16 protein-coding genes are annotated in these 23,936 nt (G+C 40.9%); 5 read left to right on the top strand and 11 right to left on the bottom strand.

Annotated features, from left to right (window positions below; translation table 11 throughout):
* Positions 1–5: 5 nt before the first annotated feature.
* The 4 genes from AQPE_RS23550 to arcC all read right to left on the bottom strand — a co-directional run bounded on the left by AQPE_RS23550 (position 6) and on the right by arcC (position 6,353).
* Positions 6–2,267 carry an aconitate hydratase gene (locus tag AQPE_RS23550; RefSeq protein ID WP_318348927.1) on the bottom strand — a complete coding sequence of 754 codons (2,262 nt, stop codon included), beginning with the start codon at positions 2,265–2,267 and terminating at the stop codon, positions 6–8.
* A 244-nt stretch (positions 2,268–2,511) separates the two neighbouring features.
* The gene (locus AQPE_RS23545; RefSeq protein WP_318348926.1) at positions 2,512–3,837 is read right to left on the bottom strand and encodes an alpha-L-fucosidase; all 1,326 of its coding nucleotides are present in this window, start codon (positions 3,835–3,837) and stop codon (positions 2,512–2,514) included.
* Positions 3,838–4,210: 373 nt separating this feature from the next.
* On the bottom strand, positions 4,211–5,209 hold the full coding sequence (argF, locus tag AQPE_RS23540) for an ornithine carbamoyltransferase (protein ID WP_318348925.1): 999 nt from the start codon (positions 5,207–5,209) through the stop codon (positions 4,211–4,213).
* Positions 5,210–5,396: 187 nt separating this feature from the next.
* On the bottom strand, positions 5,397–6,353 hold the full coding sequence (arcC, locus tag AQPE_RS23535) for a carbamate kinase (RefSeq protein WP_318348924.1): 957 nt from the start codon (positions 6,351–6,353) through the stop codon (positions 5,397–5,399).
* Between the two features lie 441 nt (positions 6,354–6,794).
* On the opposite strand from arcC, the gene AQPE_RS23530 reads away from it, so the two are divergent.
* Together AQPE_RS23530 and AQPE_RS23525 are read left to right on the top strand one after the other, a co-directional pair.
* Positions 6,795–9,275, top strand: coding sequence for an FtsK/SpoIIIE family DNA translocase (locus AQPE_RS23530; RefSeq protein WP_318348923.1), 2,481 nt, complete (start codon positions 6,795–6,797; stop codon positions 9,273–9,275).
* A 19-nt stretch (positions 9,276–9,294) separates the two neighbouring features.
* Positions 9,295–9,945: a LolA family protein gene (locus tag AQPE_RS23525; RefSeq protein WP_318348922.1), complete on the top strand. Its 651-nt coding sequence runs from the start codon at positions 9,295–9,297 to the stop codon at positions 9,943–9,945.
* Positions 9,946–10,010: 65 nt separating this feature from the next.
* Here AQPE_RS23525 and pyk read toward each other — a convergent pair whose 3' ends face one another.
* Both pyk and aroQ read right to left on the bottom strand, forming a co-directional pair.
* A complete protein-coding gene (gene pyk / locus AQPE_RS23520) occupies positions 10,011–11,435 on the bottom strand; it encodes a pyruvate kinase (RefSeq protein ID WP_318348921.1) in 1,425 nt (474 codons plus the stop codon).
* Between the two features lie 186 nt (positions 11,436–11,621).
* Positions 11,622–12,044 carry a type II 3-dehydroquinate dehydratase gene (aroQ, locus tag AQPE_RS23515; RefSeq protein ID WP_318348920.1) on the bottom strand — a complete coding sequence of 141 codons (423 nt, stop codon included), beginning with the start codon at positions 12,042–12,044 and terminating at the stop codon, positions 11,622–11,624.
* 171 nt (positions 12,045–12,215) lie between these two features.
* Here aroQ and xerD point away from each other — a divergent pair, with 171 nt between their 5' ends.
* The 3 genes from xerD (at position 12,216) to AQPE_RS23500 (ending at position 16,090) form a co-directional block, all read left to right on the top strand.
* Positions 12,216–13,115, top strand: a complete 900-nt coding sequence (gene xerD / locus AQPE_RS23510) for a site-specific tyrosine recombinase XerD (protein WP_318348919.1) — start codon at positions 12,216–12,218, stop codon at positions 13,113–13,115.
* Positions 13,116–13,364: 249 nt separating this feature from the next.
* Positions 13,365–14,960 (top strand): phosphoenolpyruvate carboxykinase (ATP), encoded by a 1,596-nt coding sequence (gene pckA, locus AQPE_RS23505; RefSeq protein ID WP_318348918.1) that lies wholly within the window; start codon positions 13,365–13,367, stop codon positions 14,958–14,960.
* Between the two features lie 128 nt (positions 14,961–15,088).
* On the top strand, positions 15,089–16,090 hold the full coding sequence (locus tag AQPE_RS23500; RefSeq protein ID WP_449658186.1) for an IS256 family transposase, variant Zn-binding type: 1,002 nt from the start codon (positions 15,089–15,091) through the stop codon (positions 16,088–16,090).
* Between the two features lie 393 nt (positions 16,091–16,483).
* On the opposite strand, the gene AQPE_RS23495 is transcribed toward AQPE_RS23500, so the two are convergent.
* From AQPE_RS23495 to AQPE_RS23475, 5 genes are all read right to left on the bottom strand, one after another.
* Positions 16,484–18,250 carry an NADH-dependent [FeFe] hydrogenase, group A6 gene (locus AQPE_RS23495; RefSeq protein ID WP_318348917.1) on the bottom strand — a complete coding sequence of 589 codons (1,767 nt, stop codon included), beginning with the start codon at positions 18,248–18,250 and terminating at the stop codon, positions 16,484–16,486.
* A gap of 37 nt (positions 18,251–18,287) precedes the next feature.
* Positions 18,288–18,761 carry a four helix bundle protein gene (locus AQPE_RS23490; RefSeq protein WP_318348916.1) on the bottom strand — a complete coding sequence of 158 codons (474 nt, stop codon included), beginning with the start codon at positions 18,759–18,761 and terminating at the stop codon, positions 18,288–18,290.
* Positions 18,762–18,880: 119 nt separating this feature from the next.
* Positions 18,881–21,994 (bottom strand): NADH-ubiquinone oxidoreductase-F iron-sulfur binding region domain-containing protein, encoded by a 3,114-nt coding sequence (locus tag AQPE_RS23485; RefSeq protein WP_318348915.1) that lies wholly within the window; start codon positions 21,992–21,994, stop codon positions 18,881–18,883.
* Positions 21,995–22,065: 71 nt separating this feature from the next.
* Complete coding sequence (locus tag AQPE_RS23480; protein WP_318348914.1) at positions 22,066–22,578, bottom strand: NADH-quinone oxidoreductase subunit NuoE family protein; 513 nt, start codon at positions 22,576–22,578, stop codon at positions 22,066–22,068.
* 222 nt (positions 22,579–22,800) lie between these two features.
* The gene (locus AQPE_RS23475; protein ID WP_318348913.1) at positions 22,801–23,658 is read right to left on the bottom strand and encodes a TIGR01777 family oxidoreductase; all 858 of its coding nucleotides are present in this window, start codon (positions 23,656–23,658) and stop codon (positions 22,801–22,803) included.
* Positions 23,659–23,936: the final 278 nt, after the last annotated feature.

The following is a 23,936-nucleotide window of genomic DNA, read 5'->3' as shown; positions in this document are numbered from 1 at the left end:
GGGTGTTAAAGGTTTTGTTTGCGAATTAAATCTAATGCTGAACCGGCTTTAAACCAGTCGATTTGTTGTTGATTGTAGGTGTGGTTCAATTTGATCGTATCTTGGGTTTGATCAGCATGAACGATTTCGAGTGTCAGTTGTTTGCCAGGTGCAAAACCGTTCAGATCGATAAAGTTAAAGGTATCGTCTTCCTGAATCTTGTCATAATCGGCTTCATTGACGAAAGTCAGACCGAGCATTCCCTGCTTTTTGAGGTTGGTTTCGTGGATACGGGCAAACGATTTAACGATGACCGCTTTCACACCCAAATGACGAGGTTCCATGGCGGCATGTTCGCGCGATGAGCCTTCACCATAATTCTGGTCGCCAACGACAATAGTTGGCAAGCCAGCAGCCTTATATGCACGCTGAACAGCGGGAACTTCCCCGTATTCGCCAGTCAGTTGATTTTTAACCTTGTTGGCTTGCTCGTTGAAGGCATTCACTGCACCAATTAGCATGTTGTTTGAAATATTATCCAAATGGCCACGGAAGCGCAACCACGGACCAGCCATTGAAATATGGTCGGTAGTACATTTGCCTTTTGCTTTAATCAACAATTTGGCACCTGTAATATTTTCGCCGTCCCATGCCGCGAATGGCTGAAGTAACTGAAGTCTGGAAGAATCAGGAGCGACTTTAACCACCACCGATGAACCGTTTTCGGCAGGAGCCTGGTAACCGGCGTCTTCCACATCGAATCCTTTTGCCGGAAGTTCGTGTCCGGAAGGAATATCGAGTTTTACCATTTCGCCTTCTTCGTTTGACAAATAATCAGTCAAAGGATTAAAAGTTAAATCGCCGGCAATGGCCATTGCTGTTACAATTTCAGGAGAAGCTACAAAAGCGTAGGTATTTGGATTACCGTCGGCGCGTTTCGAGAAATTGCGGTTAAACGAGTGAATAATGGTATTCTTTTCACCTTTTTCGGCTCCGGGGCGCGACCATTGGCCGATACAAGGTCCACAGGCATTAGCAAAAACACTTGCTCCAATTTGGTTAAAGGTGTCAATGAATCCGTCGCGTTCAATGGTGTAACGAACCAATTCCGATCCGGGGGTGATGGTAAATTCTGCTTTCGACTTCAGCTTTTTATTGACAGCCTGTTGAGCCAGTGATGCTGAACGCGAAATATCTTCGTACGATGAGTTGGTGCACGAACCAATCAAACCGACTTCAATTTTGGTAGGCCAGCCGTTTTCTTTGGCCACTTCAGCCATTTGAGAAATTGGTGTGGCACGGTCGGGCGTAAATGGTCCGTTAATGTATGGTTCCAGCTCGTTCAGGTTAATTTCGATTACCTGATCGAAGTATTTTTCAGGACTGGCATAAACTTCAGGATCGGCAGTTAAATGCTCTTTAACTCCGTTAGCCAGGTCGGCAACAGCAGCGCGACCCGTAGCGCGCAGGTAGCGTTCCATCGATTCGTCGTAGCCAAATGTAGATGTGGTAGCGCCCACTTCGGCACCCATGTTGCAGATGGTTCCTTTTCCGGTACACGAAATTGATTTTGCACCTTCGCCGAAATATTCAATGATAGCGCCGGTTCCGCCTTTTACGGTCAGGATTCCGGCAACTTTCAGAATAATGTCTTTTGGAGCGACCCAACCACTCAGTTTTCCGGTCAGTTTAATTCCGATGAGCTTCGGAAATTTAAGTTCCCAGGCCATTCCAGCCATTACATCAACGGCATCGGCACCGCCAACACCTATGGCAACCATGCCCAAACCTCCTGCATTCACGGTGTGCGAGTCGGTTCCAATCATCATTCCGCCAGGGAATGCATAATTTTCGAGCACTACCTGATGGATAATTCCGGCACCTGGCTTCCAGAACCCAATTCCGTATTTGTTGGATACCGATTCCAGAAAATCGTAAACTTCTTTGTTGATTTTAATGGCGTCATTCAAATCGGCCAATCCGTTTTTACTGGCCTGAATCAGGTGATCGCAATGCACCGTTGAAGGTACGGCTGTTTTACTCTTTCCAGAGTTCATAAATTGCAGCAAAGCCATTTGGGCGGTGGCATCCTGCATCGCAACACGGTCGGGGGCAAAGTCAACGTAGTCAATTCCACGTTTGAAATCACTTAAAGCCTGATCGCCATACAAATGCGCATAAAGAATTTTTTCAGATAGGGTTAACGGTCTTTTTAAGTGCTTTTTAGCCCTTTCAATTTTTGCACTTAATTCCTGGTAACTTTTCGTAATTAAATCCAGATCAAACATATTTTTTGGTTTTTATTTTAATCGTATGCAATATAGAAAAATCAAAATACTAACAATAACACATTCGTTTTGTTCTTCTAAATATTCCCAATATATCAAAAAAAGGAACTATGTCGGCTGCTGTATATTGTAAAACACTGTCAGTGTGTTCCGTTTGTTTTCCGGAATTTGTAGCTATTAGCCTGAAAATAAAAAAGCTGCCTGAATTCAGACAGCTTTTACATCGCTTAACAACTGATAAATCTCAATATTCAAGCTGAATTATGGTATCAATTGGTTTTTTCTTCGAATTGGGAATGTTCAGGATTACGCCAAACTCTGTTTCCTTAAACTTAACAGTCGATTGATCATCGAAAAACTTAGCCGATTTCAGTTTTTTCGGAAGCGTTCCGATGAACAGGTTCTCTTCTTTGCATTTTAGAACGTGCACATAAACTTTGCCATCCTTTTGTGTTGAAGCGCCCCAAACCGAAGGATTGATCGGTCCTTTGCGCGTTCCATAAATGGTTTCGCCGTATTTTTCAAGCCATTTGCCCATTACGGCCAACGTGTCCACATTTTCAGGTTGGATTTTCCCGTTCGGCATTGGACCGGTATTCAGCAGAAAGTTTGCTCCGTAACCTGATGCTTTAATCAGGGTTTGCAGTAATTGTGTGGTCGATTTGTAATCTTTGTCAACGAGGTTGAACCCCCATGAGCCATTCATGGTTTCGCACATTTCGAGCGGTAAATCAGACATGGCTCCGGTATGGTTAAATCCCATGGAGTTTTCGCCTGGAAGGTCGCGTTCATACATTTGAAAATCTTCACCAGGGAATGGGAATTTGTGGTGGTTGCTTCCGATTAAGGCTCCGGGCTGAAGTTTGTGAATCAACGCATAGGTTTCGTCCAGACGCCAGGGTGCATCCCATTTATCCCACATGCCATCGAACCAGATGCCGCCCACTTCGCCGTAGTTGGTTAAAAGTTCCGAAAGTTGAGTGTTCATGTAATCGATGTATTTATTCCAGTCGCCTTTTTCCGGACGGCCGGTAAAGCCCTGTCCTGTGTTACCCCTTGGGAAATAATCAGGGTGATGCCAGTCGAGCTGCGAGTAGTAGAAGAACAGTTTGATTCCCTGTTTATCGCATTCGTCTTTGAGCATTTTGATAATGTCTTTGCCGTATGGCGTGCGTTTCACCACATTGTAATCGCTCACTTTCGAGTCGAACATGGCAAAACCTTCGTGGTGCTTGCTGGTAATGGTAATGTATTTCATTCCTGCTTTTTTCACCATCGAAACCCATTCGGCTGGATTAAATGCGATCGGGTTGAAAAAGTTAGGCAGTTTTTCGTACTGGGCAATGGGGATTTTTTTCTGGTTCATGATCCATTCGGCAATTCCCTGATCGCCTCCACCTGCCATTTGGCAATACATACCCCAGTGAATAAACAATCCGAATTTAGCATTCTGAAACCACTCACGGTTCTGCAAATTCTTTTCTGTTGGCTGATAGCCCGGTTGAGCCATAAGGTTGTTGGTTAAGAAAATGAACAGGATAGCTCCTGCGATCACATTTTTTAGTTTCATGCTTTTAAGTTTAGGTTTTGTTGCTGTGCTGCATTATGCTGACAAATATAAAGGAATTGGAAATAAGAACGCTCTTTACTGAAGTATGTTTGAAAAAATAAAAATTGATTTCTGCCGATTTACATATTGGAACGGTTTGTAACTTTAGATGTGCAAAAAGAATAAAAGTGAATAACAAAAGTCAATCTTAAAATTGATTAATTTTCTGAAATGACTGATATTTTGCTCGAATGGCATGTTTTAGACAATGAAGTGACTGTTTTACGGAGTCGACTAAATTTTAGGTGATTATGCAGGGCATCAAAAACAGAAAGGGGATTACGGCAGTAATCCCCTTTCTGTTTTTGATGCAATTTCGGATGTTGATTTATCTTTATCCAATCGTAGCCACCATCACAGCTTTAATGGTGTGCAAGCGGTTTTCGGCCTGATCGAACACAATAGAGGCTTCGCTTTCGAAGACTTCCTCGGTCACTTCCAATCCGTCTAATCCAAATTTCTGGAAAATTTCTTCTCCCATTTTGGTTTCGCGGTTGTGGAAAGCCGGCAAACAATGCAGAAATTTTACATTTGGATTTCCGGTCAACTCCATCGCTTTTTTGTTTACCTGGTAGGGTAGGAGTAGCTTAATCCGATCGGCCCAGACCGATTCAGGTTCGCCCATTGAAACCCACACATCGGTGTACAGAAAATCACAATCTTTCACGGCTTCAGCCAGGTTTTCAGTAATGAGAATTTTAGCCCCGGTTTCTTTGGCTATTCCTCGGCAGATTTGTTGCAGTTCTTCCGTTGGCTGGCAACTTGCCGGAGCAGCAGCGCGGAAATCCATACCCAACTGAGCCGCGCCAACCATCAGCGAATTTCCCATGTTGTTGCGTGCGTCGCCGAGGTAGCAGAATTTTATTTCCGAGAGTGGTTTTGCTGAATGTTCTTTCATGGTGAGCATGTCGGCCAGGATCTGGGTCGGATGAAACTCGGTGGTTAATCCATTCCAAACCGGAACACCAGCATATTGAGCCAATTCTTCAACAATGCTCTGCCCGTAGCCACGGTATTCGATTCCGTCGTACATGCGCCCTAAAACACGGGCTGTATCTTTAATCGATTCCTTATTCCCGATTTGCGAACCTGTTGGCCCCAGGTAAGTGGCATGTGCGCCCTGGTCGAAAGCAGCTACTTCGAAGGCGCAACGCGTACGGGTAGACGCTTTTTCGAAAATCAAGGCGATGTTTTTCCCGCCAAGCATTTGTTCTTCGAGTCCATTTTTTTTAGCCTTTTTTAGCTTCGATGCCAGGTTGAGCAAATATTGAATTTCTTCTACTTTAAAATCGAGCAAGGTTAAGAAGCTTCTGTTCTTTAAATTGATATCCATGATTCTAATATTGAATGTTGTTTTTTGTAATTAGCGTTAATCGGTCATTAGTCATTCGGAAAGTCGCGTTTAAGCTTTTTCCCAATGACGATTGACTTATTCCTTTACATTAGTCATTAGAAAAGGGAAAGAGAAAATCTGATGACTGACTTTTTTATTTTTTCCAATGACTAATGACTTTTCCCTTTTATTTATCGTACTCCATTGTGATTTTCGATCCGTACGATTTGTCTTCCAGTTTTTTCGCCTCGGTAATCACACTTTTCCCTCCGCCATTCTTAATGAAATACAGACAAGCCTTGATTTTTGGCGCCATTGTTCCTTCCGAAAAAGTGCCGGCTTCCAGGTATTTCATGGTGTCGGCATAATTCAGGAACTCTAATTTTTCCTGAGTTGGCTTTCCGAAATCTTTATAAATAAACGAAACATCGGTCAGTATATAAAATTCGTCCGCTTTTATTTTTGTGGCCAGCAAGGCCGAAGCCAGATCTTTGTCAATTACTGCGTCTAAAGTACGCAAATCATTGTTTTCGTCGAAATAAACCGGAATTCCTCCGCCACCGGCAGCAATCACAATGTTTCCGGCACGAACAAGGTCTTCAATAATTTCACGATTCATAATATCAACTGGTTGTGGCGATGAAACCATTCTCCGCCAGCCACCATTGGCTTTTGCTGAAGGTTTAAAAATCCAGCCTTTTTCATCCTGAAGTTTTTTGGCTTCTTTTTCTGAATAGATCTTGCCGATTCCTTTGGTGGGGTTCGAAAATGCAGGATCGTTCGGATCAATTAAGGTCATCGAAACAAGCGTGATGACGTTCTTTTTGATTCCGTGCTTCTGAAGAACATTACGGATCATTCGCTCTATCATGTAGCCAATTCCGCCCTGAGAATCGGCAACGCAAACATCTAAAGGCATTGGAGCAATATCATACAATTGCTGTCCAGCATCGTTCCTCATCAGGATATTACCCACCTGCGGTCCATTCCCATGGGTGATCACCAGCTCAAATCCTTCATTTATCAGGAAAATTAAATTCTCAAGTGTTTCGGTGGTATTGGTTTCCTGTTGTTCAATGGTTCCTGCTTCATTCTCGCGGAGTAATGCATTTCCTCCTAATGCGACTACAGCTATTTTCTGCATATTCAATATCTAAGTAATAAGAATAAATAATGTCGTAGTTAATTTTTAGTCACCCCTAAATCCCCTAAAGGGGACTTATCTTATTGCTAATTAGTTGCGTCATTCACAGCCAAAGCCCCTTCAGACTTCGGCGTGAGCTCAGTCGAACGCGGTTTGGGGTAAAGAAATACAGCAATAAATAGTTTACAGTACTTATTATTTTAAAATCCCATGGATTTTGAACTTAAAATCTATGAAACTGATTTCAGGTAAACTTAAAAAAAGGAACGAGATCTAATCATGATCAATGTTGGAAGTGAAGATTCAAATCGATGCTTTAAAACAGCCAGTAGGGATGAACGAAAAAAATCAAAAAACCAATAATTTTTTGTTTCATAAACAGTTGGTGATAAAATATACCTAGCCAAAATTCGTTAACTTTGCGCACGAATTAACTATAGAATGGCAAAGAAAATAACGAAACCGGTCAATAAAAAACCAGTGAAGGCCGCAGGACCTTCGAAAATCAAGGTTGCAGTCAATTTTTTGAAAAGCAATCAGTTTAAATATACTTTAGGTGCATTTTTACTGTTGTTTAGCGGATATTTGGCTGTTGCTTTTACATCTTATGGCTTTTCAGGTGCAGTCGATCAAAGCAAGCTGGACTTGCCAATTCTGGATTTCCTCGATCGTTCGGTTCAGGTTCAGAATTTCGCCGGAAAAGGTGGCGCTTATCTGGCCGAGCAATTTATTAATCTGGGATTTGGATTTCCATCCTTCTTTTTTATCCTGATTTTTGTTGTTGCAGCACTCAACCTGTTTGGGTATAAAGAAATACGGTTTCTCAAAACATTTCTCTTTTCAGTTCTTTGGATGCTTTGGACATCCATAGCGCTTGCATTGCTGTTGAATGTGACTTCAAGCGATAGCTTTTTGTATGTTGGAGGAATGTATGGCTTTATTTTTTCCAGCGTGTTAACTTCATTTTTAGGAACGATTGGAGCTACTTTAATCTTAGTATTCCTGCTGTTTGTATTGCTAATCGTAACGTTTAGACAATTTTTGCCTTGGTTCACAAAAGTAATTGCCAAAAAGGACAAAGAACCAGCCACAGCTGAGCAATTGGCTGAAGAAGCACTGGCAGTTGCCGAACAGGAAGCGTTATTGCAAACTGAAGATCCGGCAATATCAAAACGAATTACAGAAGAGGATAAAGTTAAAGTCGTTGTTGATCCTGATTTTCACGATGATGATGATTTCGAAATTGAAAATACGGTCTCGAAAAAAGATGTGGAGTTGAGCATTGAAGATATGCTTTTTGATCAGGTGCCTGAGGTTGAATCGCCAAAACCAAAGACAAAGGTTAAAGAGCCGGAATTGCAGGTCGCCGAGAAGGTTGCTGATGAATTGGCCGACGACGATGTTGTTGCTGCAATGGGCGATTACGATCCAACACTTGATTTGTCTTCCTACAAATACCCAACGATCGATTTACTCGACGATCATGCCTCCGGAAATGCTGAGGTAAGCAATGAGGAGTTGATCTCGAACAAAAATAAGATTGTTGAGACCCTTCGTCACTACAAAATTGAGATTACCAAAATCAGGGCAACCATTGGACCAACCATTACGCTGTACGAAATTGTACCGGCTCCCGGAATCCGTATTGCCAAGATTAAAAATCTGGAAGACGATATTGCGTTAAGCCTTTCAGCATTGGGAATCCGTATTATTGCACCAATTCCTGGCCGCGGAACCATCGGTATTGAAGTTCCGAACCAGAAGCCTGAAATCGTTTCGATGCGCTCAATCATCGGTTCTAAAAAGTTTCAGGAATCAACTTACGAGCTTCCAATTGCCCTGGGAAAAACGATTTCGAATGAAACATTCATGGTCGATCTGGCTAAAATGCCTCACATTCTGGTGGCTGGTGCCACTGGTCAGGGTAAATCAGTTGGGTTGAATGCGATCATCACTTCACTGCTTTACAAAAAGCACCCCTCGCAATTGAAATTTGTATTGGTTGATCCCAAAAAGGTAGAGTTGAATCTTTATTCTTCGCTTGAAAAACATTTTTTGGCCAAAATGCCTGACGAAGAAGATGCAATTATTACCGACATCCAGAAAGTAAAAAATACATTGAATTCAGTAAATATTGAAATGGATTCTCGGTACGATTTGCTTAAAAAAGCCCACGTCAGGAATATCATCGAATATAATACCAAATTTATTGGCCGCCGTTTAAATCCGGAAAAAGGTCATCGCTATTTGCCTTATATTGTCGTGGTGGTCGATGAATTTGCTGATTTGATTATGACTGCCGGAAAAGAGGTGGAATTACCAATTGCCCGTATTGCCCAGTTGGCTCGTGCTGTTGGTATTCACATGATTATTGCAACCCAGCGGCCTTCAATCAACATTATTACGGGTGTGATTAAGGCTAACTTCCCCACACGTATTGCTTTTAAAGTAGCTTCAATGATCGACTCGCGCACCATTTTAGATACTCCCGGAGCTAACCAGTTGATTGGGAAAGGCGATATGCTTGTTTCTACCGGAAGTACCATGACCCGTGTGCAGTGTGCCTTTGTTGATACTCCTGAAGTGGAACGTATTTGCGAATTTGTAGCTGAGCAAAGAGGTTATCCAACAGCGTTTCTCTTGCCTGATTATGTGGGCGATACTGATGGCGGATCGCCGGATGTTGACCTGAAGAACCGGGATGAAATGTTTGATGATGCAGCCCGGCTAATTGTATCGAATCAGGTTGGTTCTACCTCCATGATTCAACGTAAATTTTCGATTGGATATAACCGCGCTGGCCGGTTGATGGATCAGTTGGAGGCTGCCGGGATTGTTGGTCCGAGCGAAGGCAGTAAGGCACGGCAGGTATTAATTCAGGATGAATATAGTTTGGAACAATTATTGAATGGATTCAAATAGAACTTTAATAAGATATAAAATGAAGCAATTAATTTTAATTTCCCTTTTTTCTGTTTTTGTTTTGACTGGATATTCTCAGCAGGATACAAAAGCAAAAGAAATTTTGGAAAAGGTTACAAAAACAATGCAGTCGCTGACGTCGCTTGATGCCAAGTTTTCATACGAGATGGAAAATAAAGTAGAAAATGTAAAGGATAAAAGTGTTGGCTCTATTGTGTTGAAAGGCAAAAAATACAAATTGAATATTCCGCAGTTGGGAACGCAGATGATTTGCGATGGTAAAACGATCTGGACTTATATGGTCAATTCGAACGAGGTTACAATTGCTGATCTGGATGAATCAACAGATGAACTAATGGATCCGGCTAAAATTTTCACCATTTATGAAAAGGGATTTAATTATAAATTTCTGAATGAGTCGGTTGATGCTGGAGTTCCGGTTTATAACATCGAATTGACTCCTCAAAAACCATCAGGAGATATTCAGAAAATAAAACTCATGATTGATAAACAAAAGATGTTGATACATGGGGCAATCATGAATGGTAAAGATGGAAATACGATCAATGTAATCGTTACCCAATTAAAAACGGATGGCTCTTACGCCGATGCCGATTTTGTTTTTGATGCGAAAAAATACAAAGGAATTGAAGTTGTTGATATGCGATAAGTGGAAACATGAGACAACAAAAAAGGGTGCCGTTAAGCACCCTTTTTTATTTCTATAACCTTTGATTAGCTTTTCATTTTTGCGTAAGTCATTTGTTCAACCGAGGCAATCTCAATAAACGATGTCCCGCCGCCAACACCGAAGTTTCCACCAACGTAAACAACTGTGTCTTTATCCGTAATCAGATCCCGTTCAACCAAATCAAGTAGCGAGGTCTCAATCAATTTATGCTTGTTTTTCTTCGATTGAATTTCACTCGGAAAAACACCATACGAAAGAGCCAGCTCCCGTTTTACCCTTCCGTTGTGGCACTTGGCATATACAGGTATAGCACCTCTGAATGCAGCAATATAACGGGCAATCTTTCCGGTAAGAGTATCGGTAACAATAGCCTTTACTTTTAGCTCTTTCGAGGCCAGTACTGCAGCTTCAGCAAGGAAGGCCGAAGTCTCATTGTCGAGGCGCGGAACGGGCAAATCATTGCGTTTGTCTTTGCTGGCTTCAACTTCAAGGGCAATTTTCGACATCACTTTTACCGATTCAACGGGATAATTACCATAGGCAGTTTCTCCTGAAAGCATAATCGCATCGGTTCTGTCGTAAATAGCAGTTGCAACATCGCTCACTTCGGCTCGTGTTGGCCTTGGATTGTCGATCATGGAGTGCAGCATCTGGGTAGCAATAATCACGGGTCTCTTTTGCTGAACAGCTTTCCGGATTAATCGGCGTTGAATGGCCGGAATTTTTTCGGCTGAAATTTCAATTCCAAGGTCACCACGCGCAACCATAATACCGTATGCGTGCTCAAGAATTTCATCAATATTGTTTACGCCATCCAGATTTTCGATTTTAGCAATAATTTTGATGCGGCTGTTGTATCGATCAAGAATCTCCTGAACTGCCAGTACATCTTTCTTATTCCGTACAAAAGAGTGTGCAATAAAATCAACATCATTTTTGGCTGCAAACTCAATAAACTGGACATCTTTCTCACTGATTGAAGGTAAATCGACACTTACACCTGGTGTGTTTACACTCTTTTTGTTTTTTATCTGCCCGCTGTTTCCAACGCGGCAAACCAAATATTCGGGTGTCTGCTCAATTACTTCAAGAGCCAGGTCGCCATCGTCAATCAATATTAAATTACCAACAGGAACATCCCGTTGAATGTGCTCGTAGCTGACATAAATAATCTCCTGATTCGACTGACCATCTCCGCCCTTTACCTTAATGATATCACCTAATTTAACATTAATTGGTTCATCGATATTCCGTGTACGGATTTCAGGACCTTTGGTGTCAACCAAAATTGCGATAGAATCGGAAACTGCACGGACATTATTGATCATCGTCAATGCACTTTCTGTTGAAATGTGCGCAGTATTAAGTCTGGCCACATTCATTCCAACATCAAATAATTGTTTGATAAACTCAACTTCGCAACGTTTATCAGAAATAGTTGCTACTATTTTGGTGTACTTTTTATTCATATGCCTATAAATTTGTTTTTAATTGTCGTTAAGCGAACACATAGTTGCATTTTTATTAGTTTTTATGTGTTATGCAAGCATGTTTGATTCACAAATTCAAAATTTATTTTAGAGGGCGGCAAAAGTATACAAATTTTCATTCATCGAGTAAATAACACCAGATACGGTGCAAAATGTCATCAATATTTAATGTGTTTTCTTTATCGCTTCAATACCAAGTCTGTACGAATCAAGTCCGAATCCCATGATACTTCCAACGCAAACCGGGCCAATCAGAGACTCATGCCTGAAATTCTCTCTCGTTAAGATGTTGGAGATGTGAACTTCCACTACAGGAGCCTTTACTCCTGATATTGCATCCCTGATTGCAACAGAGGTATGTGTATATGCTCCGGCATTGATAATAATTCCATCAAATGTAAACCCTCTTTCATGGATTTTGTTGATAAGTTCACCTTCAATGTTTGACTGAAAATATTCCATTTCTATGTCTGGATATTCATTTCGAAGGGTCTGAAAATAATTTTCAAACGATTCATTTCCATAAATACTCTTCTCCCGAATTCCTAACAAATTCAAATTTGGTCCATTAATTAACAAAATTTTCATGATTTGGTATTTTATATAAAAAAAACAGTAACTTAACCGATTGTAAACTCGTAGTGAAAATTATGTAATCTTGGTGGATGATCATAGTTTATTTAAAATCTACTTTAATAAAGTTTACAAACCAAAATTATTAATATTTGTTATAGAATTTTAATTTAAAGTATTTTAATTATGAAATGGGAAGATAGCAAAAAAGGATTTGAGTCTTTCTTACGTTTGGAGAAAGGTTTGTCAGCAAACTCTATCGCAGCTTATATCAATGATATAAATAAGCTGATGGTATTTGCAGACGAAGAACTTAAGAAACTAGCACCTGAAAAAGTAAAATTGGCTCATTTGAAAAAATTTGTAGAATGGATCAATGACAAAGGTGTTTCGCCCAGGACGCAAGCCAGAACAATTTCTGGTATTAAATCATTCTATAAGTTTTTGCTTATGGAAGGAAAGGTTACCAATGATCCAACCACTTTACTGGAATCTCCAAAGATTGGTAGAAAACTTCCAGATGTACTTTCCATTGAGGAAATTGATTTGATGATCGATACCGTCGAATTAAATAAGCCTGAAGGCCAGCGAAATAAAGCAATGCTTGAAACATTGTATAGTTGTGGACTTCGTGTTTCGGAACTTGTTAACCTGAAGATTTCTAATTTAGCTTTTGATCAGGGTTTTATTAAAGTTGAAGGTAAATCGAATAAGGAAAGATTGGTTCCGGTTAGTGAAAAGGCTGTTGACGAGATCAATAAGTATATGGATGTTTACCGTAAAACCCTGAAAGTTTCAAAAGACAGTGAGAACATACTATTTTTGAACCGAAGAGGGAAAAAGTTAAGTCGTGTTATGATCTTTACAATCATTAAAAATCTGGCTTTAAAGGCTGGATTTGATAAAAAGATCAGTCCTCATACTTTCCGTCATTCATTTGCCACTCACCTGATAAACGGTGGAGCTGATTTACGTGCTGTTCAGGAAATGCTTGGGCATGAATCAATTTTAACAACTGAGATTTATACTCATCTTGACCGGGATTATTTAAAGACTACCTTAAATCAATTTCATCCAAGATCGTAGTTGAAATAGTTATTCTACTTTAAAAGAATGTTAGGAAGTTAATAATTTCTTAACATTCTTTTTTTGTTTCGTATGGTATTATTTGTTGGCAATCAGTTTGTTGTGTGAAAATGGTAATGTTGTTTGTGCAGTGAGCCTGAATTGATCTTAATTTAATATTTGCCAATCTGAGCGGCGGTTAAAAAAAGGTATTTTTGGTGTCGAGAAAATTTTTGTATTGTTGAAACTATTAAATTATAAACACTTATCATGAAAAACACAGATCTATTAAAGTATGGTATTGATACCAATGCCGAAATTTTGCATAATCCAACTTACGAAGAATTATTTCAGGCCGAAATTGATCCTGCCAATGAAGGTTTTGAAAAAGGTGTACTGACAACTTCAGGTGCAGTATCGGTTGATACTGGTAAATTCACAGGACGTTCACCTAAAGATAAATATTTTGTGAAAGATGCAGTAACCGAAGAGCATTTATGGTGGGATGGCACTATCAACCGTCCAACTACTCCTGAAGTTTTCGATCATTGCAAAGACCTGGTAACCAAACAGCTTTCTACTGCAAAAAAATTGTATGTAGTAGATACTTTCTGCGGAACCAACGAAGATACTCGTATGAAAGTACGTTTCATTATGGAAGTTGCATGGCAGGCTCACTTTGTGACTAACATGTTTATCCGTCCTTCGCACTTCGAATTGGCTAACTACGGAGAACCTGATTTCGTAACATTGAACGGATCTAAAACATCTAACCCTAACTGGAAAGAACAAGGTTTAAATTCAGAAGTATTTACACTTTTTAATCTGACTACCAAAATGCAGGTTATTGGTGGAACATGGTACGGTGGTGAAATGAAAAAAGGTATTTTTGCTTTACAAAACTACTACCTGCCTTTACGCGGGATTGCTTCGATGCACTGCTCTGCCAATGTTGGTAAAGATGGTGATGTTGCTATTTTCTTTGGATTATCAGGAACAGGAAAAACAACTCTTTCGGCTGACCCAAAACGTTACTTAATTGGTGACGACGAACACGGCTGGGACGACAATGGTGTATTCAACTACGAAGGTGGTTGCTACGCTAAAGTAATTGATTTGGAAAAAGACAAAGAACCAGATATTTGGCGTGCTATCCGTCGTGACGCTTTGTTGGAAAATGTGACAGTATTGGCTGATGGAACTCCTGATTATTCAGCGGCTGCTTCAAAAACTGAAAATACACGCGTTTCTTATCCAATCTATCACATCAATAAAATCGTTTCTCCTTCACGTGCAGGACACGCTAAAAAAATCATTTACCTGTCGGCTGATGCATTTGGTGTATTGCCTCCAGTATCTATTTTGGACGAACAATCAGCTCAGTATCACTTCCTTTCAGGCTTTACTTCAAAATTAGCTGGAACTGAACGTGGTATCACTGAACCAGTTCCTTCTTTCTCTCCAGCATTTGGTGAAGCATTCTTAACTTTGCACCCAACGATGTACGCAAAAACATTGATTGGTAAAGCTAAAGAACACAATGCTAAAGTTTACCTGGTAAACACTGGTTGGAACGGAACAGGAAAACGTATTTCTTTAAAAAACACACGTGCGATCATTGATGCTATTATCGATGGTTCAATCGAAGAAGTTGAAACAATTAAAGTTCCTATTCTGAACCTTGTAGCTCCTGTAGCTTTGAACAATGTTGACACCGAAATTCTTGACCCACGCAATACTTATGCTGATGTTGCTGAATGGGAAACCAAAGCAAAATCGCTTGCTGCCAAATACATCAAGAACTTCGAACAATACTGTGATAACGATGATGCTAAAGCATTGATTCCTTCTGGACCACAATTGTAATCATTAGTTTTTTGACTATAACGAAGAGGCTGTCGCGAAAGCGTTCAGCCTCTTTTTGGCATATTAGTCAAAAATAGTTGGTAAAAAGCTTTGTAAAGCACACCAATATTGATAATACAGAAAGTTTGATGAACTTGGTTTCATCAAACTTTTTATGTTTATGGAAAAATCAAAAAAAACGCTGTTGGGCCTGTGGATATACAGATGTTATTCGATGGGGAAAACAAGGGGGTAAGCAACGATTCAAATGTAAACGATGCGGAATTTTTCTAACTGAAAATCGTCCAGAACAGAGAATTCAAAACAGGTTTGTATGGTTCAGAAAGTGGATATTGGAACGTCAGACTTATCAAATTTTAAGCAGGGACAGCAGCCTATCGCAAGCTACACTTCAACGGACATTTTACCATTTTTTAGAACAAGCGCCATTGGTCAAAATAATCAAGCGAGAGCGTGTTCATTTACGGATAGATGCCACGTATTTTGCGCAGTTTTGTTTGGTTTGTTATCAAGACGATTTTGATGGCTACACCCAGCTGCATCGCTTTACTGACGGTGAACGCTATGAGGAAATCAAAGAGGATCTGGCTAACTTGCTCAAACTTGGGATTCAGATCGAAAGCATTACCACCGACGGTCATAAAAGTATCTTAAAAGCGATAAAAAGGTCAGTTCCAGAAGCTATCGTCCAACGCTGTCTGGTTCATATCCAGCGCATGTGCCTGCTGTGGCTAACACAGTATCCCAAACATCAGGCCGGACAGGAACTACGCAAACTGGTGCTATTTATCCTTCGAATTAAATCAGAAAATGACCGGATTTACTGGACAAGAGAGTTTCTAAAATGGCATGAAACACACAAAGATTACTTGAATGAAAAAACATACAACACAGAAACCGGAAGATATTGGTACACACATAAACTGCTTCGCCGCTCTTATATAACCATCAAACGGGCTTTGCCAAACATGTTTCATTACCTATCAAACCCAGATATACCCAAGACTACAAACGGGATAGAAGGATACTTCAGTCATCTTAAAAACCACCTGGATATCCATCGTGGGTTGACGGTAAAACACCGAATAAACTTCATCAAGTGGTACATTTATTTTGCTAACGCAAAATGAGTTTTTTTAAGCCATTGTGGGCATACCAGTAATAACAGAAAAAGGGCAGCTTGTTGGACTACCCTTGTATTACTGTTTATGCGTTAACCTTATTGCTGGCAGGTTGATCTCCATCAGAGCCTGCTTCCTCTTCGGATTAACTGCGTGGAGCTTACTAATTATTTTCCAAAAAATCACCAACTATTTTTGACCACATTGCCCTCTTTTTTATGTCTGAAAGTCTCATTTGAGCTTTTGCTAATGAACTATTGACTTTCCAATTTTTTTTATTACATGTTAGAATGTTGCTCTGTAAATTAGCCCAATACATTCGGCTTACGAAAATGGAGTCACTGATACCGAAGATGCATAAAAAAGACAGTTTCATTTTTAGTTCGAAACTGTCTTTCGGTTTTAGTTTAGCCTTGGTTTATATTTCGTGTGTAGTAATTGATGGGCCAGATGGCTGTATGGTTTTTCCAAAAACTCTTCATAAATCTGTTGAACTTCAGGATTGGCATGTGACTTACGCAAAAGCTTTCCTTCGTCTTCCTGATAAATGGCTTGAATTCGTTTTAGTCGGATTTCATTGGTCGTAAAACGTGGTTGTCCGCCTCCGCCAATACAACCGCCTGGACAGGTCATCACTTCAATAAAATGAAATTCCTCTCCGCCGCGCATGGCTTCAATAATTTTCCTGGCGTTGCCCAGGCCGTGAGCTACGCCAACTTTTAATTCAACGCCTTCCAGAAAACTCCATTCAGGTTTACAGCCTTGAATCAATAATGAAGCTTTTTTTACACCTTCCAGTCCAATAACTGGTTGTAGATGTAGATTTTCTAATGGAAGTTCACGTCCCGTCACAATTTCGTAGGCTGTGCGAATAGCGGCTTCCATTACTCCGCCTGTGTTTGCGAAAATGTCGGCGGCACCCGATCCTGAACCCATGGGCGAATCCATCACATCGTCTTTCAAGGCTCTAAAATCAATACCTGACTGTTTGATCATCCGAGCCAGTTCTCTGGTCGTAAGAACGTAATCAACATCCTGAAATCCACTGTCGTTCATCTCTGGCCGTTGTGCTTCGAACTTTTTAGCTGTACAAGGCATCACCGAGACCACGATAACATCCTTTGGATCGACCCCGGTTTTTTTTGCATAATAGGTTTTGGCTACTGTTCCAAACATCTGCTGTGGCGATTTGCAGGTTGAAATATTGTCGAGAAATTCGGGATAGAAGTATTCTGCATATTTAATCCAACCTGGTGAACAGGACGTAAATTGGGGTAATGCTACCTGCTGCTTATCAACCAATGCCTTTTTTAATCTCATAAGTAGTTCAGTCCCTTCCTCCATAATCGTTAAATCGGCGGTGAAGTTGGTGTCAAACACACGATCGAATCCAAGTAAACGCAAGGCAGAGACCATTTTGCCGGTAATCAGTGTTCCTGGTTCATAATCAAAACATTCTCCCAGTGCTGCGCGAATAGCAGGAGCTGTTTGAACCACTACAAATTTTGAGGGGTCTTCAATGGCATCCCAAACAAAGTCGATATGTTCTTTTTCAGTAATGGCGCCAACAGGGCAAATTGCTGCGCATTGACCGCATTGCACACAGGTTACTCCATCAAGCTGCTGATCGAAAGCTGGTCCAACCCTGGACTCAAACCCTCGTCCCTGGGCAAACAACGAGCCCACGCCTTGTATTTCGTTACAAACAGTTATACAACGTCGGCATTTGATGCATTTTCCTGAATCACGAACCAGAGAAGGAGTAGAATCGTCAATATAACTCTTTAGTTTTTCCCCTTCATAAGTAATGTCCATGACGCCCAATTCGAGTGCAAGCGTTTGAAGTTCGCAATCGTTATTTCGAGTACAGGTTTTGCATTCGCCACAATGTTCCGATAAGAGTAATTCAACAACAAACTTACGGGCCTCCCTGACGTTTTTCGAATTGGTTATAATTTTCATCCCCTCACTAACCGGCGTTGTACAAGAGGCAACCATCGATTTTGCACCCTCAACATCAACCATGCAAACGCGGCAGGCGCCTTTAGGATGTTGATTTTCTACATGACAAAGAGTTGGAATCTTTATTCCAGCCACCGCCGCTGCTTCAAAAATGGTACTGCCAGCTTCAACTTCTATGGGTTGTTTGTTTATATATACTGTTGTCATTTTGTTCTGAATTTAGTCATTTGTCATTAGAAAAAAGTCAATAGTCATTGGGAAAAGGTAGCCAGTTTATCGAATCGATATTGTTGTAGAAAAACTCATATGGGTCATTGGCAATTGAGTTCTTTGAGAAATAAACAGCTTCCGGTTCACCTACAGAATTCTCTTTTCCGATTTTCTTGATGTATCCATTTAGCAATTTGCCAAGCTCATTCATCTCAATTTTTAGTTTAGAAAATTCTTCAGCGGTTATCAAGTTTCGCTTTACTGCTTTGTCAAGCCATGTTTTAGTTTCAAATAGAGAGCCACGAGCGACAAAATTGAAGTATCGATTTTCCTTAAAATGAAATCTTCCGAAACCTTCGGAAATGTTTGCAGCAATTGAATCGGCAGCCCTGACCAATTGTTTCCCAATGGTATCGCGTTCGAAATGATTCCATTTTGAAACAATCGTCCAACTTTCTTCACCAACTTCCATTGCCAATTGATATACTTTCAATTCTTCCAGTATCATATTCTCTATTTTTGCGATTCTTTTTCTTTTTATCCATTTGAAAAGCCGAAAAAGTCATTAGTCAATAGGAAAGGGCTGGAAGAAATGATTTTTCTAATGGCTAATGACATTTTCCTAAGCTAACAGCTTCCATAATCACATCTTAGGCATCTTCGGGCTTGTCGTATGGCTTCTCCTTCAGGCCAAACCTGTTCCACTTCATTGAAATTGTACATACGACGTTCGGGAGCCAACATAACCATGTGAGTACGTGGATATTTTGCCGGAATGGCTTCAGGGTCGAAGAAAGTGTCGTTGTGTTTTTCTTTTCTCCAGAAATCGTGTTTGTCTCCGGTCAGGAATTCATCAATTCCAACGGCAGCCATTTCTCCACCGGCAACGGCTTCAATAACCGAAGACGGACCGGTAGCTGCATCACCACCAGTGAAAATCCAGTCAACAGAGGTCTGTCCTGTCCGAGGATTGCGTGCCAACTGCGATTTTCCAGCCAGTTTCATCGAAGTGTCTCCTAATATCTCTTTGGTATTAAGTGTTTGTCCTACAGCGACAATGGCTTGATCTGCTTCAAAAGTAATCTCTTCATCAGTCTCAACCGGACTGCGGCGTCCGCTCGAGTCAAATGCGCCAAGCTTCATCCTGACACAACGCACACCCTGAATCTTTCCATCTTGAGTAATAAACTCTGTCGGATTAGTCAAGGTGTGTAATTCGATTTTTTCTTCAATGGCAGCATCAATCTCTTCGGCCCAGGCAGGCATTTCTTCCTGTGTGCGTCGATAAACAATATCAACCTTTTCGGCGCCTAACCGAACCGCTGACCTTGCAGCATCGATAGCCGCATTTCCTCCGCCTACAACAATAATTTTCTTTCCAACCGGGACAGAACCCCTTAAATTATAAGTTTGAAGGAATTGAAGTGCATCGACAACTCCTTCTGTTTCAATTCCGGGGATTGAAGGTCTGACACCCTGAGGAGAACCAACTCCGATAAAAACAACTTCATAACCATCTTCTTTGAGCGAATTAAGGGTGAAATCACGTCCAAGCTTCATGCCGGTGCGAATATCAACACCCATGTTCTCGATCATACGGATTTCGCGGGCCAGTATCTCGCGGGGTAAACGGTATGCTGGGATGGTTTGTACCAACATTCCTCCGGGACGTTGTTCTGCCTCGAAAACAATGGGTTTATACCCTAAACGAGCCAGAAAATAGGCACACGAAAGTCCAGCAGGGCCAGCACCTACAATTGCAATTTTCCGGGTTGCGTTGATTGTATTTTCACGCATTTCAGGTAATTGAATGGTAATTTCCTGATCGACCATGAACCGCTTTATCCCCCGGATAGAAACCGATGCATCAATGGCGCTTCTTCGGCATTTATCTTCACAAGTATGGAAGCAAACCCTTGCACAAACGGCTGCAAATGGGTTTCGTTCTCGGTGAAGGCGAAGAGCTTCCGCATAACGTTTTTCTGCCGTAAGTGAAACAAATCCCGGAACATCTACTCCGGCAGGACAGGCGCTTTGGCAAGGCGCCCTGACCAGTTTTGCACATTTACCGGCCTCGCATTTATGTTCCCTGATGTGATGTTCATATTCGTTCCTGAAATAACGAATTGTAGAAAGTACAGGATTCGGAGCTGATTGCCCCAATCCACATAAGGATGTCTTTTTGATCCATTCGCCCAAGTGTTCCAATCGTTCAATATCTCCTTCTTTTCCATAGCCTGTGGTGATTCGTTCTAATATTTCATACATACGTTTGGTTCCAACCCGACATGGAGTGCATTTGCCACATGATTCTTCCAAAACAAAATCGAGGAAAAATTTGGCTACATCAACCATGCAGGAGTCCTCATCCATAACTACCAATCCGCCGGAACCCATAATGGCACCAAGTTCGTTGAGCGATTCGTAGTCGAGCGATACGCTTAGATGTTGTTTGGGAATACAACCTCCGGATGGCCCACCAATCTGGGCTGCTTTAAACGGCTTTCCGCTACTGGTTCCCCCGCCAATATCGTAAATTAAATCACCAAGCGAAGTGCCAACGGGAACCTCATATAATCCTGAATTTTTAATAGCTCCAGTCAAGGCAAATATCTTAGAACCTTTGCTTTTTCCTGTACCAAATTGTGCAAACCATTCGCCGCCCTTTTCGATGATGGTATTCACATTAGCAAATGTTTCCACATTGTTTAATACCGATGGTTTTCCCCACAATCCGGCAGTAGTAGGGAAGGGTGGCCGTGGTCGTGGTTCGCCGCGCTTACCTTCGATTGAGGCCATCAGGGCGGTTTCTTCGCCACAAACAAATGCTCCGGAGCCCATCCGAATTTCGAGGTCGAAATCGAAGCCCGTACCCAAAATGTTTTGACCCAATAAACCCAATTGGCGGGCATCTTCGATGGCTTTATTCAGCCGTTCAACTGCCAAAGGATATTCGGCCCGAACATAGACAAATCCTTTTGAAGCTCCAATCGTGTAAGCACCGATCACCATTCCTTCAATCACGCTGTGTGGATCGCCTTCCAGAATACTACGGTCCATAAATGCGCCCGGGTCGCCTTCGTCGGCATTGCAAAGCATGTATTTTTGATCGGCTACTTCCCTTTTTGCAAATCCCCATTTCATGAATGTTGGAAATCCTGCACCTCCACGACCCCTTAAGCCTGAAATTTTCATTTGTTCGATAATATCATCAGGAGTTAACTCGTTAAGTGCCTTTTTTAGTGCGATATAACCGCCTTCTGCAATGTAATCGGTGATTTTCTCGGGATCAATTGTTCCGCAGCGACGAAGAACAATTTTCTTTTGATGATTAAAAAACTTAATATCACGAACTTGAGGAATGGCTTTTCCGTCTTCGTCGCTATGGTGTAATAAGCGTTCAACGGGGTCGCTATTCACCAGGAGGCTTTCAATCAAGGTATCGATATCAGCAATTTGTACATTTTCGTAAAAAATATCCGATTTCTTCATCAAAATTGCAGGTCCTTTTGAACAGGGGCCTAAACATCCGGTACCTCTTACCAAATACTTGTTCCCAAGGTTCTTTTCCAGAAGCTTTTTTTCGAGTTCGTTTTTCAGATGGATTGAGCCACAGGCAATGCAGCCACCACCAATGCATACCTGAATAATTTCTTTATACTGATTGTATTCTTCTGAATACTGCTTAGATATTTCCTGAAAATAATGATCGAAATCTTCAGGTGTATTTAATTTTTGCATAACAATTGGTTTTTCAATGTTCTTTCAATTGAAAGGTAAATCTGTTGGTATGAAAGATGTTTGATGTGTTTTTAATCAAAACTATTGAGGATGTCGCTTACTTTTGAAGGGCTTACACGCTGGAAAGTTTCATCACCGACCATAACCACGGGAGCCAATCCACAGGCTCCGAAGCAACGCCCAACTTCCAGCGAAAATTTACGGTCTGACGTGGTATCTCCAACACTGATCCCAAGTTCTTTTGTCATTGCTTTTAGCACCTCTTGTCCGCCACGAACATAACAAGCCGTTCCCAAACACACACGAATAGTGTGTTTTCCTTTAGGCGTAGTTGAAAAGTAAGAATAGAAACCCACGACTCCGGCAACTTCGCTATAGGGTAGCTTCAATTCTTTGCTTACCATGCGCAATGCTTTTTCAGGAAGGTACCCAAATAAATTTTGGGCAGTTTGCAGGACTGGGATCAAAGCCCCTGGCACGGTTCTTTGCGATTTTACAATAATCAATAGTCGCTCATAAAGTTCGTCTTCATGAACCTGGTTCCCTTTACAATCTTGATATTCTACAGTTGTCTGGGTTGTCATAGAAATAGTTTTTGATTGTTCTTCGAAAATTAAAGAATTTGATTTAAAAATTCCATCATTTTTCGCATTAGAAATCAATACTTTAGATGTTGTGCAATATCTTATGTAAACATATATATGTTTACATCTACGAAGACTTGAAATGTTTTGAAATATTTGCACTTTGAGGACGGAACAGAAGTGTAATTTCTGTGGTGAAAACAGGTAGGAAACGCCAGTCTTCTACTGTACGATTTCGTTAATACATGATTCTATATCTGGAAAGTTGAACGTGAAACCTTCGTTTAGCAGGCGTTCGGGTTCGACCTGAGGACTTTGAAGGAGTAGGGCAGAAGCTTCGCCTAATGCGAATTTCAGGATAAGTTCAGGAACGGTAAAAATTGCAGGCCGATTTAAAGATTTAGCCAAAGTTCTGGTGAAAGTTTTGTTGTCGATGTTTTCAGGAGCGACGAGATTGTAGATTCCTCGGGCATTTTCGTTTTCGATACTCCAAAGTATTGCGCGTATAGCATCAGCAATATGAACGAATGGGAAAGGCTGTTTCCCGCTTCCAATTTTTCCGCCAATTCCCAATTTAATTACAGGAACAAGACTCCGAATGGTTTTGGCTTCTTTTCCCAAAATGAGTCCAATTCTGAAAATTACTTTACGAACGTCAGGATTTAAATCAGCCGATGCATTTTCCCAGTTTTTAACCACTTCGGCGACGAAATCGTTTGAGAGAGAGATGCTTTCTTCAGTGTGGACTTTATCCGGTGAATAGATCCCAATTGCTGAAGCTGAAATAAATAAATCAGGCCGGTTTCCTATCGGCAATCGATTGATTGCACGTACAATATTTTGAGTTGAATCAATTCTGCTCCTGATAATTTTACTTTTATTGGCCTTTGTCCATCGTGTCAGAATTGGCGCTCCTGCCAGATTAATTACAACATCAACATCCGAAAGATTATTTGTCAGTTGATCAACATCTCTTAATTCAGATCGTTGAATACGCGTAACTACATGATTTGCTCCTTCCAGCAAGGGAATCAGATTTTTGGCAATATATCCGTTTGATCCACTGATCGCAATTTTCATAGGTGATGGAATTTTAAATGTACTCGGTTGAATGTAAGGATAAAAACCAACTAAGTTGAATTTAAGTTTAACTTTTCAGGAATATAAATGGATTCAACTCATTTTAATGTAATTTTGCGGCACTAAAACTTGCCAACTAAGCAGATTTTCCTGAAATTATCCAAAAAATGTTTGAAGATGATATTCTGATTACAGGGTTTCATTTAATTCCATAATAACTTTGAAATTTTTCAGTTAAGTTTGTTGAAAGTCGTCGATCATATCATTCAGTGAATTAA

Source organism: Aquipluma nitroreducens (assembly GCF_009689585.1).
In the GTDB taxonomy this organism is placed as follows: Bacteria; Bacteroidota; Bacteroidia; order Bacteroidales; family Prolixibacteraceae; genus Aquipluma; species Aquipluma nitroreducens.
The sequence above is the reverse complement of the archived record's forward strand: the minus strand, read 5'-3'. Positions and strand labels throughout refer to the sequence as shown.